The organism is Bradyrhizobium genosp. SA-4 str. CB756, assembly GCF_000473125.1.
GTDB lineage: Bacteria > Pseudomonadota > Alphaproteobacteria > Rhizobiales > Xanthobacteraceae > Bradyrhizobium > Bradyrhizobium arachidis.
This window is the reverse complement of the sequence record NZ_KI421499.1, coordinates 6865503-6879519: the sequence shown is the minus strand read 5'-3', so window position 1 is coordinate 6879519 and position 14017 is coordinate 6865503. Positions and strand designations below refer to the sequence as shown.

Annotated in this window: 12 protein-coding genes; 6 read left to right on the top strand and 6 right to left on the bottom strand. The window is 65.9% G+C overall.

What is annotated here, in order from left to right:
• Positions 1-134 precede the first annotated feature (134 nt).
• Complete coding sequence (locus tag BRAGE_RS0132975; protein WP_027561142.1) at positions 135-1133, bottom strand: NAD(P)H-quinone oxidoreductase; 999 nt, start codon at positions 1131-1133, stop codon at positions 135-137.
• A 113-nt stretch (positions 1134-1246) separates the two neighbouring features.
• On the opposite strand from BRAGE_RS0132975, the gene BRAGE_RS0132970 reads away from it, so the two are divergent.
• Complete coding sequence (locus tag BRAGE_RS0132970; RefSeq protein WP_027561141.1) at positions 1247-1438, top strand: DUF1192 domain-containing protein; 192 nt, start codon at positions 1247-1249, stop codon at positions 1436-1438.
• A gap of 701 nt (positions 1439-2139) precedes the next feature.
• The gene (locus BRAGE_RS0132965) at positions 2140-2649 is read left to right on the top strand and encodes a DUF1465 family protein (protein ID WP_027561140.1); all 510 of its coding nucleotides are present in this window, start codon (positions 2140-2142) and stop codon (positions 2647-2649) included.
• 183 nt (positions 2650-2832) lie between these two features.
• Here BRAGE_RS0132965 and rpmE read toward each other — a convergent pair whose 3' ends face one another.
• Positions 2833-3060: a 50S ribosomal protein L31 gene (gene rpmE / locus BRAGE_RS0132960; protein WP_027561139.1), complete on the bottom strand. Its 228-nt coding sequence runs from the start codon at positions 3058-3060 to the stop codon at positions 2833-2835.
• A 201-nt stretch (positions 3061-3261) separates the two neighbouring features.
• On the opposite strand from rpmE, the gene BRAGE_RS0132955 reads away from it, so the two are divergent.
• Positions 3262-5112 (top strand): ABC transporter ATP-binding protein/permease, encoded by a 1851-nt coding sequence (locus BRAGE_RS0132955; protein ID WP_027561138.1) that lies wholly within the window; start codon positions 3262-3264, stop codon positions 5110-5112.
• A gap of 155 nt (positions 5113-5267) precedes the next feature.
• Here the strand turns inward: BRAGE_RS0132955 and BRAGE_RS0132950 are convergent, their stop codons facing one another.
• From BRAGE_RS0132950 to BRAGE_RS0132935, 4 genes are all read right to left on the bottom strand, one after another.
• Positions 5268-5492 carry a hypothetical protein gene (locus BRAGE_RS0132950; RefSeq protein ID WP_027561137.1) on the bottom strand — a complete coding sequence of 75 codons (225 nt, stop codon included), beginning with the start codon at positions 5490-5492 and terminating at the stop codon, positions 5268-5270.
• 88 nt (positions 5493-5580) lie between these two features.
• The gene (locus tag BRAGE_RS0132945; RefSeq protein WP_027561136.1) at positions 5581-6027 is read right to left on the bottom strand and encodes a GNAT family N-acetyltransferase; all 447 of its coding nucleotides are present in this window, start codon (positions 6025-6027) and stop codon (positions 5581-5583) included.
• On the bottom strand, positions 6027-7055 hold the full coding sequence (locus BRAGE_RS0132940; protein ID WP_027561135.1) for a peptidoglycan -binding protein: 1029 nt from the start codon (positions 7053-7055) through the stop codon (positions 6027-6029). The genes BRAGE_RS0132945 and BRAGE_RS0132940 overlap by 1 nt, the downstream gene beginning before the upstream one ends.
• Positions 7056-7071: 16 nt before the next feature.
• Positions 7072-8094, bottom strand: a complete 1023-nt coding sequence (locus tag BRAGE_RS0132935) for a hypothetical protein (RefSeq protein ID WP_027561134.1) — start codon at positions 8092-8094, stop codon at positions 7072-7074.
• A gap of 256 nt (positions 8095-8350) precedes the next feature.
• Here BRAGE_RS0132935 and BRAGE_RS0132930 point away from each other — a divergent pair, with 256 nt between their 5' ends.
• From BRAGE_RS0132930 to BRAGE_RS0132920, 3 genes are all read left to right on the top strand, one after another.
• Positions 8351-9370, top strand: coding sequence for an SAM-dependent methyltransferase (locus BRAGE_RS0132930; RefSeq protein WP_027561133.1), 1020 nt, complete (start codon positions 8351-8353; stop codon positions 9368-9370).
• A 230-nt stretch (positions 9371-9600) separates the two neighbouring features.
• Positions 9601-10794: an efflux RND transporter periplasmic adaptor subunit gene (locus BRAGE_RS0132925; RefSeq protein WP_092216635.1), complete on the top strand. Its 1194-nt coding sequence runs from the start codon at positions 9601-9603 to the stop codon at positions 10792-10794.
• 6 nt (positions 10795-10800) lie between these two features.
• Complete coding sequence (locus BRAGE_RS0132920) at positions 10801-13956, top strand: multidrug efflux RND transporter permease subunit (RefSeq protein ID WP_027561131.1); 3156 nt, start codon at positions 10801-10803, stop codon at positions 13954-13956.
• Positions 13957-14017: the final 61 nt, after the last annotated feature.

The following is a 14017-nucleotide window of genomic DNA, read 5'->3' as shown; positions in this document are numbered from 1 at the left end:
TTCTCCGCGTTCGACGCAAACTGCGAGTGCAAGACATTTTCAAACCGGACCGGAAGTGGTTCGGCGCGTCGCGATAGATGCCACGAAAGCGAGGAAAATCAAAGGGTTTCCGCCGTCCCCTGTGGGTCAGCGGCCTAGGCCTCCAACACAATTTTGCCAATATGTGCGCTCGTCTCCATGCGCCGGTGCGCGTCGGCCGCCTTTTCCAGCGGGAAAGAGCTGTCCATCACCGGTTTGACGCGGCCCTCGCGCAAAAGCGGCATCACTTTCTGCTCGATTGCGGCCACCATTGCCGCCTTGTCCGCATTACTACGGGGACGCAGCGTCGAGCCGGTATGGGTGAGGCGCTTCACCATCACCTTGGCGATGTTGGCGGTGATCTTGGGACCGTTGAGGGTCGCGATCTGGACGATGCGGCCGTCGACCGCGGCGGCGTCATAGTTGCGGTCGACATAGTCGCCGGCGACCATGTCGAGGATCAGATTGACGCCGGCCTTGTTGGTCTCTTCCTTGACGACAGTGACGAAGTCCTCGGTCTTGTAGTTGATGGCGCGGTCGGCACCCAGCTTGAGGCAGGCATCGACCTTGTCTTGCGATCCCACGGTGACGAACACTTTTGCGCCGAACGCTTTCGCGAGCTGGATCGCCATGGTGCCGATGCCGGAGGAGCCGCCATGGATCAGCAGCGTCTCGCCGGCCTTGAGGCCGCCGCGCTCGAACACGTTGTGCCACACCGTCATCAGGGTTTCCGGCAGCGCGCCGGCTTCCTTGATCGACAGCGCCGGCGGCACGCTCATCGCCTGGGCGTCCTGCGCGATGCAGTACTGCGCATAACCGCCGCCGGCGACCAGCGACATCACCTTGTCGCCGATCTTGTGCCGCTTGGCGTTGCTGCCGACCGCGACCACCTCGCCGGCGATCTCGAGGCCGGGCAGGTCGCTGGCGCCGGGCGGCGGCGGATAGGCGCCGGAGCGCTGCGCCACGTCGGGCCGGTTGACGCCGGCGGCCTCGACCTTGACCAGGATCTCGTCCGGACCGGGCTGCGGCACAGGGCGTTGTTCCGGCACCAGCACCTCCGGTCCGCCGGGCTTGGAGATGGCGACCACGGTCATTTGCGCGGGCAGCTTGTCCATGATGTGTCCTTGAGCAAAGGTGCGGGAGGAAACGAGGCCTTTGCTTAGCCAGCGCGGCCCAAGCTGGCAACCGCCTCAGCCGTGTGGCTCGCGCGAACGCAGGAGGAACGAGCATGCCGATCGAAGACGACGACCGCCCGCGCAAGAAGATCAGCCATGAAATCGGACAGGATCTCTCACTCTTGTCAGTAGAGGAGCTGACCGAGCGCGTCGCTCTCCTCAAGACCGAGATCGCAAGACTCGAAGAAGCCGCCACCAAGAAGCGCGCCTCGCGCGATGCGGCGAACAGTTTTTTCAAGTCGTAGGATTTTCGCGGCTCTCGTGTCTCGGACGCGGTGCGGCACGCAGTGACGCTCCGCAGAGCCGGGACCCATGCCACTCGCAAAACTATCGCGTGCCGTCATTCCGGGGCGGCGCGCAGCGCCGAGCCCGGAATCCATAACCACAGGACGCCGAAACGGGCAGGCGGGCAACTCCGTCTTCCTGTGGCTATGGGTTCTCAGATGCGCAATCGCGCATCGTAGCTCGCGACTTCGTCGCGCCCCGGAATGACAGCGAGAAGGAAGCGCGATCACTTCCCGAGCATGAGGGACGATTTGTTCCGCATCGCACTCGGCCTCTGGCCGACATGGCTAACGAACCCTCAAAAAATTAGCTCGTTTACTCCGAATTAAGCTTTTCGCTTTATGACTGGAACCGTCCTCGTTTGGACACCGAGTGGCTCCTGTCCACTCTGTTTGACGCCTCCCTGTTATCAACTTTCAAAGCCGCCGGTCTCCGGCGGCTCTTTTTTTGGTCCAAAGCGTTTTCGAGCGAAGTGGGTACCGGTTCGCGTCAAGAAAACGCGTCGAAACGAGTCTCCTTTCGGTTGAATTCCGAGGAAAGACCCGCGGAAACCATATCCGCAGCTGCCGCTGGACTCCGCGCCTCGCCCGCGCAATGATTTGTTCATCATAATCCGGCGCCAAGGCCGGGTGGGTAAACAGTTGCGTAAGGGGCGTTAACCATGGAAGGTTTGCAGGCCGACGGCGCTCTCGTTCAACTCAGCGAGCGGTTCACCAATTCTGCGGCGTTCGGCGCGCTGTTCCGCGAGGGCATGGACCTCGTCGAAGAGACCGCCTCCTATCTCGACGGCGCCGGCCGCACCGAGGCCAAGGCGCTCGATCGTGCCGTCAGCCTCACCTACGCGACCGAGAGCATGCGCCTCACCACGCGCCTGATGCAGCTCGCCTCGTGGCTGCTGCTGCACCGCGCGGTGAAGGAAGGCGAGATGACGCTGGTCCAGGCCAATCGCGAGAAGACCAAGGTCAAGCTCACCGCCGCCGATCCCGGCCCCACCGACACCATCGAGAAGCTGCCGGCCCAGCTCCAGGACCTGATTCACCGCTCGATGAGCCTGCAGACCCGCGTCCGCCGTCTCGACACCTCGATCCACACCCCGCCGACCGAGCACGTCGCCATCGGCAACCCGCTGGTGCCGCAGCTCAACGCGCTCAAGGCTGCGTTCGAGCGGTAAGCTCTATCAACAATCACGGTCGTCATTCCGGGACGCGCCTCTTGGCGCGGGCCCGGAATCCATACTCCCGATCGTGGTTATGGATTCCGGGCTCGCCCTTCGGGCGCCCCGGAATGACGGCCCAAAACAAAAACGCCCCCGGTGCTCCGGGGGCGTTTTTCGTCACCAGCCTTGCGGGCCGGATCAATCCTTTTTGAGAAAGCCCGAAAACTTCTTCTGGAAGCGCGAGACGCGGCCGCCGCGGTCCATCAGCTGCTGGGAGCCGCCGGTCCAGGCCGGGTGCGACTTCGGGTCGATGTCGAGGTGCAGCTTGTCGCCTTCCTTGCCCCAGGTCGAGCGGGTCTGGTACTCGGTTCCGTCCGTCATGACGACCGTAATCGTATGATAATTCGGGTGAATTTCGGCTTTCATGGCAATTCCTCGGCGCCCGGCGCCTTGCTTGAGTGACTATTGAATGACGGATTTGGCCGGCTCTATACCTCACAGGTCCCCTTAAAACAAGCCATTGTGGGGACTTGAGAACCGGGCCGTCCCCTAAGGGACATCCCGGATTTGCCACTCCCCTTTCACCGGCCTATGTGGAGCTGACTTGTCTCCCTGGGTCCGGATCTCATGAGCGCTGTGGAACGGCTTGACGACCAGTACCGCGACGAGCGCGACGGCGCACCGACCGAAGCCCCGTCGATCGAAGCCGAGCTGATCGAGCAGCCCGCCAAGGGCCGCGCCAGGCTGCGGCCGCTGCTGGCGCTCGCGCCCTACGTGGCGCGCTATCGCGGCCGCGCGGCGCTCGCCTTCGTGGCGCTCACGATCGCGGCGCTGACCACGCTGCTGGTGCCGGTCGCTGTGCGCCGGATGATCGACTTCGGTCTCTCGCCGGAAGGCATCGCGCTGATCAACAGCTATTTCTCGGTGATGATCGCGGTCGTGGCCGTGCTCGCGCTCGCCAGCGCCTCGCGCTACTACCTCGTGATGACGATCGGCGAGCGCATCGTCGCCGATCTCAGGCGCGACGTCTTCGCCCATCTGCTCTCGCTCTCGCCCTCCTTCTTCGATTCCGCGCGCAGCGGCGAATTGGTGTCGCGCCTCACCGCCGACACCACCCAGATCAAATCCGCGGTCGGCGCCTCGGTCTCGATCGCGCTGCGCAACCTGATGATGTTCCTCGGCGCCACGGCGATGATGGTGATCACCAGCCCGCGCCTCTCCGGCTTCGTGCTGCTCGCCATTCCCCTGATCGTGCTGCCGCTGGTCGCCTTCGGCCGCTGGGTGCGGCGGCTGTCGCGCAATGCGCAGGACACGCTGGCTGATGCCTCCGCCTATGCCGGCGAGCTGGTCGGCGCGATCCGCACCGTGCAGGCCTATACCAGCGAGGGGCTGGCCGCGAAGCGTTTCGGCGGCGAGGTCGAGCAGGCCTATGAGGCCGCGCGGACCTCGACACAGGCGCGCGCCGTGCTGACCGCCATCATCATCTTCATCGTGTTCGCGAGCGTGGTCGCGATCCTCTGGATCGGCTCGCATGACGTCTTGACCGGCGCGATCACGCCGGGCCGGCTCGGCCAGTTCGTGCTCTATGCCGCGTTCGCCGCGGCCGGCCTCGGCCAGCTCAGCGAGGTCTGGGGCGAGGTCGCGGCGGCTTCAGGCGCTGCCGAGCGCCTGTTCGAGATCCTGCACGTGCAGCCCGAGATCGCCGCGCCCGCATCGCCGCGCGCGCTGCCGGTGCCGGCGCGCGGCGAGGTCGGCTTCGACCACGTCAGCTTCGCCTATCCCGCGCGGCCCGATGTCAATGTGCTCGACGCCATCTCGTTCACCATCCGCCCCGGCGAGAAGGTCGCGATCGTCGGCCCCTCCGGTGCCGGCAAGAGCACGATCTTCCATCTGCTGCTGCGCTTCTACGATCCGCGCAGCGGTGCGATCTCGCTCGATGGCGTGCCGGTCAGGTCCGCCGATCCCCACGATTTCCGCTCGCGCATCGCGCTGGTGCCGCAGGACTCCAACGTGTTCGCCGCGAGCGCCCGCGAGAACATCCGCTTCGGCCGGCCCGACGCGAGCGATGCCGAGGTCGAGCGCGCCGCCGAGCTCGCGCATGCCGCCGAGTTCATCCGCCGCCTGCCCGAAGGTTATGAGACCCCGCTCGGCGAGCGCGGCGTGACGCTGTCAGGCGGCCAGCGCCAGCGTATCGCGATCGCCCGCGCCATCCTGCGCGATGCCCCGCTCTTGCTGCTCGATGAAGCCACCTCCGCGCTCGATGCCGAAAGCGAGACGCTGGTGCAGACCGCGCTGGAGGAGCTGATGCGGCACCGCACCACGCTCGTCATCGCCCATCGCCTCGCCACCGTGCTCTCCTGCGACCGCATCCTGGTGATGGACCACGGCAGGATCGTCGAGCAGGGCTCGCATGCCGAGCTCGTCGCGGCGAACGGGCTTTATGCCAGGCTGGCGAGGTTGCAGTTCGAGGGCGCATGAGGCTGAGGCGCTGCGATCGCCGCCCCACCCACAGTGTCATCGCCCGCGAAGGCGGGCGATCCAGTATTCCGAGAGGTCTGCGAGATGCGGCTGGGCCGCGGCGTACTCGATGCCCCGGTCAAGCCGGGGCATGACAGCTCGTTTTGGAGCACCGCTTACCGGCACTTCGGCGACAGCGTCGGCACGTTCGGCCAAGGCCAGTTCTTCCAGCTTCCGTCCGCTTCCACGCAGACCGACGGTCCGGGGCTGTTCGTTGGCGCAGGGGTGCTCGCCGTCTTTGATGCCGCAAAGCGATGGTCGACATAGGTCGTCGACACATAGCCGGCGACGATGACGCCCAGCATCACCGAGGACCCCTTGGCCAGCTCGCTCAGCTTCATCGATCGTCTCCATACGCTTGCCATCGCTGAGACAACGAATAACCGGCGCCGCGGGATCCCCTAAGTGACCGGCGTCACGCCCGCCAGATCACGCTTTCCAGACCATCTTCAGCACAGGCCGGCCCGAGGTCGGATTCACGTCGTCGCCGGCGTGCGTAAAGCCGTTGCGCTCGTAGAAGCGGATGGCGCGGGCATTGTCCTTGTTGACGAGCAGCGTGATGCCCGACGGCGACAGCCGCTTGGCCTCGTCCACCAGGAGCCGCGCCGCATCCGAGCCCCAGTGATCCGGATCGACTACGAGCTGGTCGAGATAGCCCTCGCCGTCGATGGTGACGAAGCCGGTCAGCGCGCCGTCCTGTTCGGCGACGACGATTTGGGCGTTCGGCACCAGATCCTTGCGCCAGCGCTCGCGCCACCATGCGAGCCGCGCAGCGAAATCGATCTGCGGATAGGCCTGCTGCCAGGTGCGATGCCAGAGATCGATCGAGGCTGCCTCGTCCTCGGGCCGGTAGGGGCGGAGGTGGAGCGCGCTCACTACCGCTCCGTCAGCTTCAGCTCGATGCGACGGTTGCGCTTGTAGGCCTCCTCGGTGTTGCCGGTGTCGAGCGGCTGGAATTCGCCGAAGCCGGCAGCAACGAGGCGCTGGGCCGGCACGCCGAGCGAGATCAGGTACTGCACCACCGAGATGGCGCGGGCCGCGGAGAGGTCCCAGTTCGACTTGAAGTTCACCCCGGTGACCGGGCGCAAATCGGTGTGACCGTCGACGCGCAGCACCCAGGGAATCTCGCTCGGGATCTTCTTGTCGAGATCGATCAGCGCGGTCGCCAACGTCTCGAGCTCGGCGCGGCCCTCGGGCAGCAAGGTCGCCTGTCCGGTGTCGAAGAACACTTCGGACTGGAACACGAAGCGGTCGCCGACGATGCGGATGTCGGGGCGGTTACCCAGGATCGCGCGCAGGCGGCCGAAGAACTCCGAACGATAGCGCGACAATTCCTGCACGCGCTGCGCCAGCGCAACATTCAAGCGAGAACCCAGGTCGGCGATGCGGTTCTGCGATTCCTTGTCACGCTTCTCGGATGCGTCGAGCGCCTCTTCCAGCGCCGCCAATTGCCGCCTGAGCGCGCTGATCTGCTGGTTCAGCACCTCGATCTGCGCCAGCGCCCGCGCCGAGACCGCCTTTTCCGAGTCCAGCGCCTTGCCGAGCTCGGCGGTCTTGCCCTGCGCGTCGTTGCCGGCGCTCGCAAGGCCCTCGTAAAGGCCCTTCATGCGGTCGCGCTCGGACTCCGCCGAGGCAAGGCCGGCCTTCAGCTGCGAGACCTGGTCGTCGAGCGAGAGCTTGCCGAGCTTCTCCAGCGAGAGCAGCTCGTTGAGCTGTGCGATCTTGGCATTGAGCTGCTCCAGTGCCTTGTCCTTGCCGGTGACCTCCTGCGACAGGAAGAATTGCACGACCAAGAAGACCGAGAGCAGGAACACGATCGACAGCACCAGCGTCGACAGCGCGTCGACGAAGCCGGGCCAGTAATTGAAGGCGCCTTCGCTGCGGCGGCCGCGCGCTAGAGCCATGTTGCTAACCCTTCTGCTAACCCTTCTCGGGCTGGCGCGCGAGCCGTTCCAGGAGGCGCCGGATCTCGCGGTTCTGCTCGCCCTGGCCGTCGGCCCATTCGCGGATCATCTGCTGCTCGGTGCGCATATGCGAGACCAGCGCCTGGATCGCTTCGGCAAGGCTTGCCATCGCCGCGGTGGTGCCGCGGCTGCCGCTGCCTTCCTCGAGCACGGAGCGCAAGCGTTCGACGGCCGCCTGAAGCTCGCCGCTGGCGACGCCGCCGCCGGTGGCTGCTGCGACCGCGACTTCGCCGCTGCCATATTCGCGCACCGTGGTGGCGAGCCAGTCTTCGAGGTCGGTGTAGAAGCGGTTCTGCGCCTGGCTCGATTGCAGATCGAGGAAGCCGAGGATCAGCGAGCCGGCGAGGCCGAACAGGGAGCTCGAGAACGAGATGCCCATGCCACCGAGCGGGGCGGCGAGGCCCTCCTTCAGCGTGTCGAACAGGGCGCCGGAATCGCCGCCGACCTTGAGCCCGTCGATCACCTTGCCGACCGAGCCGACCGTCTCGATCAGGCCCCAGAAGGTGCCGAGCAGGCCGAGGAAGACCAGGAGGCCGGTCATGTAGCGGGAGATATCACGGGCTTCATCCAGGCGGGTCGCGATCGAATCGAGCAAATGCCGCATGGTGGTCTGGGTGATGCTCATCCGCCCGGAGCGCTCGCCGCCCAGGATCGCGGCCATCGGCGCCAGCAGCTTCGGGTGCCGGGACGGGGCGAGGCCGGGATCGGCAACGCGGAAATTGTTGACCCAGGAGACCTCAGGATAGAGCCGGATCACCTGGCGGAAGGCCAGGATGATGCCGATGAACAGCACGCCGCCGATCAGGGCATTGAGCCCGGGATTGGCGAAGAAGGCCTGGATGATCTGCCTGTAGAGCACCACGCCCACCAGGGTGCACAGCACCAGGAAAACCAGCATCCGTACCAGGAAGACGCTGGGCGAGGACAGTTTCGTATACTCGATATCCATGGAGGAGCGGGGCGGGGCGCCAGGCGGCATGGCCGGTATCATCCGTTACGAACGTGATTGCAGTGCGCACTATGGCACAGCGCCAGCCCAAAAAAAGCGCCGGATGAGCCGATTTCGTGGACAGCGGCCGGAACCCAAAGCGGAAACCGTGCTTTGATAACGCATCGTCTGCAAAAGTTTGCCCATCCCCAGGCCGCCGCTGCCCTGGGCCTGTCCCCGGCCTGTTGCCGGCATCTGCGTTCTTTCCTCCGCTGCCCCCATAAGACCTGCCCAAGGGAGTGGTCGCATGAGCGTCGTCTCCGCCATCATCGGGACTGCCGAACGCGTGCCGCTGCCCGACGTCGTGATCCGCGCCGCGATCCAGCGCCTGTGCTCGCGCACGGCCTCACGCTTGTCGGCGCCGGGTGCAGCCGACGATGCCGCCTTCGCCGGGCGGATGATCCTGCGGCCGATCGCCGGCGAAGCGGATGCCGGACATCGCGAGGTACCGGCAGCGTTCTTTGCGCAGCTGCTCGGCCCCAACCTCAAATACTCGTGCTGCTTCTACAAGACCGATGCGACCACCTTGCAGGAGGCGGAGGAGGAGGCGCTGCGGCAGTCCGTCGAGCACGCCGGTCTCGCCGACGGCCAGACCATCCTCGACCTCGGCTGCGGATGGGGCTCGCTGTCGCTGCGGATGGCGCGGCAGTTTCCGCACGCGACGGTGACCGCGGTGTCGAACTCGCAGGCGCAGCGCGCCTATGTCGCGGACGAGGCGCGGCTGCGCGGGCTGTCGAACCTGCGCGTGGTCGATGCGGACATATGCGCGTTCGCGCCCGAAGGCGCGTTCGACCGTATCGTCTCGGTCGAGACGTTCGAGCACGTCATGAACTGGCGCAAGTTGATGACGCGGCTGCGGTCGTGGCTCGCGCCCGAGGGGCGCTTCTTCATGCACATCGCCACCCATCGCGCCGGCTCCGATCTGTTCGACCGGCCCGATCGCGAGGACGGGATCGCCCAGCACGTCTTTACCGGCGGGCTGATGCCGAGCCATCACCTCGTCAGGCAGTTCGACGACATCTTCGCGATCGAGAAGGAATGGTGCTGGAGCGGCACGCATTATCAGCGCACCGCGTACGACTGGCTCGCCAATTTCGATGCGCATCGCGACGCGATCGAAGCGTCCTTGCACGAGGTCCATGGCGAGGAGGCCGGCCTCTGGATGCGGCGCTGGCGCTGGTTCCTGCTCGCGACCTCAGGCCTGTTCGGCTATGCCGACGGAACCGAATGGGGCGTCAGCCGCTACCGGCTGAAGGCCGCTGAGTGATTGCGATGTTCCGTCGCAGCGCGCCGTGATGGAACCCGACTCACAATCCGGTGAATCCAAAAAAACCTCCAGAAGTCAGCGCGATAGGCCGTGTGACATTGAGCCGCCCGCCGGATGCGTTGCGTCGCAGCAAGTCCATTCTATTTTGACGGCAGCAGTCGCGCGGAATCGCCCAGGACGGGCCGGCGCGGTGTGTGATCAGTTTCAACAACATCGGGGCACTTACCTTCATGTCAGGACTTCGCGCGCGAACGGCATGCGTTGCAATGATGCTCGCGGCCTTTGCGCCGCTGCTCGCCGGCTGCGATGAATCGAACTCGGCCGTCTCCGCCGCTCCGCCGGCCGACCCTGACGTCAGCATCGTCGTCGTCAAGCAGCAAGCCCGCGCCGTGGTGCGCGAGCTGCCGGGCCGCATCGCGCCGACCCGCATGTCCGACGTGCGGCCGCGCGTCTCCGGCATCGTGGTCGAGCGCCTGTTCCGCCAGGGCAGCGAGGTGAAGGCCGGCGATCCGCTCTACCGCATCGATCCGCGTCCGTTCGAGGTCGAGGTGATGGCCAACGAGGCCGCGCTCGCCAAGGCCGAGGCTGCGCTGATGCAGGCCAAGCAGCAGGCGCATCGTATCGCCACGCTGACCAGCCAGCGCGCCGCGCCCGAGGCTGAGAACGAGAAGGCGGTCGCCGCCGAGCGCCAGGCCCAGGCCGAGGTCGAGGGCCGCAAGGCCGATCTCGCGCGCGCCAAGCTCAATCTCGACTACGCCACCGTGCGCGCGCCGATCGACGGCACCGTCGGTGCGGCCCTCGTTAGCGAGGGCGCGCTCGCGGTGCAGAACGAGACCAATCTTGCCACCATCCAGCAGCTCGATCCGATCTATGCCGACTTCACCCAGTCGGTGAACGAGCTCAACCAGCTCCGCCGCGCCTTCGAGAGCGGCGATCTCGAGCGCATCGCCGCCGATGCCGCCAAGGTCCGCCTCGTGCTCGACGACAACACGCTTTATTCGCTCGACGGCAAGCTCTTGTTCTCCGACGCCAAGGTCGACGCCCATACCGGGCAGGTGACCTTGCGCGGCGAGTTCCGCAACCCCAAGCGCGAGCTGCTGCCGGGCATGTATGTCCGTGTTCGCATCGACCAGGGCCTCGACTCCGATGCCATCGCGGTGCCGCAGCAGGCGATCCAGCGCAATGGCGGCGGCGGCAGCGAAGTGTTCGTGGTCAAGGACGACAACCGCATCGCGGTGCAGCCGGTGCGCACCGGCTCGGTGCAGGACGGCTTCTGGTTCGTCACCGAGGGCCTGAAGGCCGGCGACAAGGTCGTGGTCGAAGGCTTCCAGAAATTTGCGGCCGGCGACAAGGTCAAGCCGCAATCCTGGTCGGAGGCGGACGCGACCGCGGACAACCGGCACGCCGAAAAAGTCACGCGGTAATCCGCCATGGCGAGTTTCTTCATCGACAGGCCGATCTTTGCCTGGGTGGTCGCGCTGTTCATCTGTCTGATCGGCGCGATCGCGGTGCCGCTGCTGCCGATCGCGCAATATCCGATCATCGCGCCGCCCTCGATCTCGATCTCGACCAGCTATCCCGGCGCTTCGCCCGAAAACCTCTACAACAGCGTCACGCGCCTGATCGAGGAGGAGCTCAACGGCGCCTCCGGCATCCTCAATTTCGAATCGACCAGCGACTCGCTCGGCCAGGTCGAGATCATCGCCAATTTCCAGCCGGGCACCGATACCAGCGCGGCTTCGGTCGAGGTGCAGAACCGCATCAAGCGCGTCGAGGCGCGCCTGCCGCGCGCAGTGATCCAGCAGGGCATCCTGATCGAGGAAGCCTCGAGTGCCGTGCTGCAGATCATCACGCTGAACTCGACCGACGGCAGCCTCGATGAGGTCGGCCTCGGCGACTTCATGATCCGCAACGTGCTCGGCGAGATCCGCCGCATCCCCGGCGTCGGCCGCGCCACGCTCTATTCGACCGAGCGCAGTTTGCGTGTCTGGGTCGACCCGGCCAAGCTCGTCGGCTATGGCCTGACCGCGGACGACATCAACAAGGCGATCGCCGCGCAGAACGCGCAGGTGGCCTCGGGCAGCATCGGCGCCGAGCCCTCGACCGCGACCCAGCGCACCTCGGCGCTGGTGCTGGTCAAGGGCCAGCTCTCCTCGCCGGACGAATTCGGCGCCATCATCCTGCGCGCCAATGCCGACGGCTCGACCGTGCGCCTGCGCGACGTCGCGCGCATCGAGGTCGGCGGCCTCAGCTACCAGTTCAACACGCGCCTCAACGGCAAACCGACCGCCGGCCTCTCCGTGCTGATGTCGCCGACCGGCAATGCGCTGGCGACCGCGAGCGCGGTCGAGGAGAAGATGAAGGAGCTGTCGCGCTTCTTCCCGGCCAACATCACTTACGAGATCCCCTACAACATCACGCCCGTGGTCGAGGCCTCGATCAAGAAGGTGCTGTCGACGCTGGTCGAAGCCGTGGTGCTGGTGTTCGTGGTGATGTTCCTGTTCCTCCAGAACATCCGCTACACCATCATTCCGACCATCGTGGTGCCGGTGGCGCTTCTGGGCGCCTGTACCACGCTGCTGCTCGCCGGCTATTCCATCAACATGCTCTCGATGTTCGGCATGGTGCTCGCAGTCGGCATCCTCGTCGACGACGCCATCGTCGTGGTCGAGAATGTCGAACGCATCATGAGCGAGGAGGGCCTGTCGCCGAAGGAGGCGACGCGCAAGGCGATGTCGCAGATATCGGGCGCCATTATCGGCATCACCCTGGTGCTGATGGCGGTGTTCGTGCCGATGGCGTTCTTCCCGGGCTCGGTCGGCATCATCTACCGCCAGTTCTCGGTGACCATGGTCGCCGCGATCGGCTTCTCCGCCTTCCTCGCGCTGTCGTTGACCCCGGCGCTGTGCGCGACCCTGCTCAAGCCCGTCACGGCCGGTCATGGCCACGCGAAGCGGGGCGTGTTCGGCTGGTTCAACCGCATGCTCGAGGGCGGCAAGGAGGGCTATTCCCGCACCGTCGGCTTCTCGCTCAGGCGCACCGGGCGCCTGATGCTGGTCTATGCCGCGCTGCTGGTGGGCCTGTCCTGGGCCTTCGTCAGCCTGCCCGGCGGCTTCCTGCCGATCGACGACCAGGGTTTCGTCACCACGGACGTGCAGACGCCGTCGGATTCGTCCTATCCGCGCACCGAGGCCGTGATCGAGAAGGTCGAGAAATATCTCGCCGAGCGCCCGGGCGTGAAGGATGTCACCTTCCTCACCGGCTTCAGCTTCTCCGGCCAGGGCATGAACACCGCGCAGGCCTTCATCACCTTGAAGGACTGGTCCGAGCGCGGGCCGAAGGAGTCCGCCGCGGCGATCGTCAATGACATCAACCGCGATCTGGGATCGTCGATCCGCGATGCCAAGATCTCCGCGCTGCAGCCGCCGCCGATCGACAATCTCGGCAACTCCTCCGGCTTCTCGTTCCGCCTCCAGGACCGCGGCCAGAAGGGCTATTCCGCCCTGATGCGCGCGGCCGACCAGCTGATCGCGGACGCCAATGCGAGCCCGGTGCTGCAGAAGGTCTATATCGAGGGCCTGCCCGAGGCCGGCGTGGTCAATCTCGTGATCGACCGCGAGAAGGCAGGTGCCTTCGGCGTCACCTTCGAGGACATCAACAACACGATCTCGACCAATCTCGGCTCGAACTACATCAACGACTTCCCGAACCGCGGCCGCATGCAGCGCGTCGTGGTGCAGGCAGATAGCCGTGATCGCATGCGGACCGAGGACATCCTCAACTACAACGTCAAGAACAGCCGCGGCCAGCTGGTGCCGTTCTCTTCCTTCGCTACCGTCGAATGGGCGCGTGGTCCGACGCAGATCGCCGGCTTCAACTACTATCCCGCGGTGCGCATCTCCGGCGAAGCCAGGCCCGGCTTCACCTCGGGCGATGCCATCGCCGAGATGGAGAAGCTTGCGGGAAGGCTGCCGCGCGGCTTCGGCTATGAATGGACCGGACAATCGCTCCAGGAAAAGTTGTCGGGCTCGCAGGCGCCGTTCCTGCTCGGCCTCTCGGTGCTCGTGGTGTTCCTGTGTCTGGCCGCGCTCTACGAAAGCTGGACCATCCCGCTCGCGGTGCTGCTCACCGTGCCGCTCGGCATCGTCGGCGCCGTGATTGCGGCGATGCTGCGCGGCCTGCCCAACGACGTCTATTTCACCGTCGGCCTCATCACCATCATCGGTCTCGCCGCCAAGGACGCGATCCTGATCATCGAGTTCGCCAAGGACCTGCGCAAAGAGGGCAAGCCGCTGGTGGACGCCACCATCGAAGCCTGCCGCCTGCGTTTCCGCCCGATCCTGATGACCGGCCTTGCCTTCATCTGCGGCGTGCTGCCGATGGCCATCGCTCACGGCGCCGGCGGCGCCAGCCAGCAGGCACTCGGCAGCGTCGTGATGGGCGGCATGATCGCGGTGGTGATCCTGGCGCTCTTGATGGTGCCGGTGTTCTTCGTCTCGGTGCAGCGCGTGCTGGCGGGAGACCGGGAGCCGAAGGCGGCGAAGGAAGCCGAGGCGTATGGGCCGCCTGCGCCGGTGAAGCCCTAGGGCAAACTGTCATGCCCCGCGAAGGCGGGGCATCCAGTACGCCGCGGCCTGTCCGTATCCA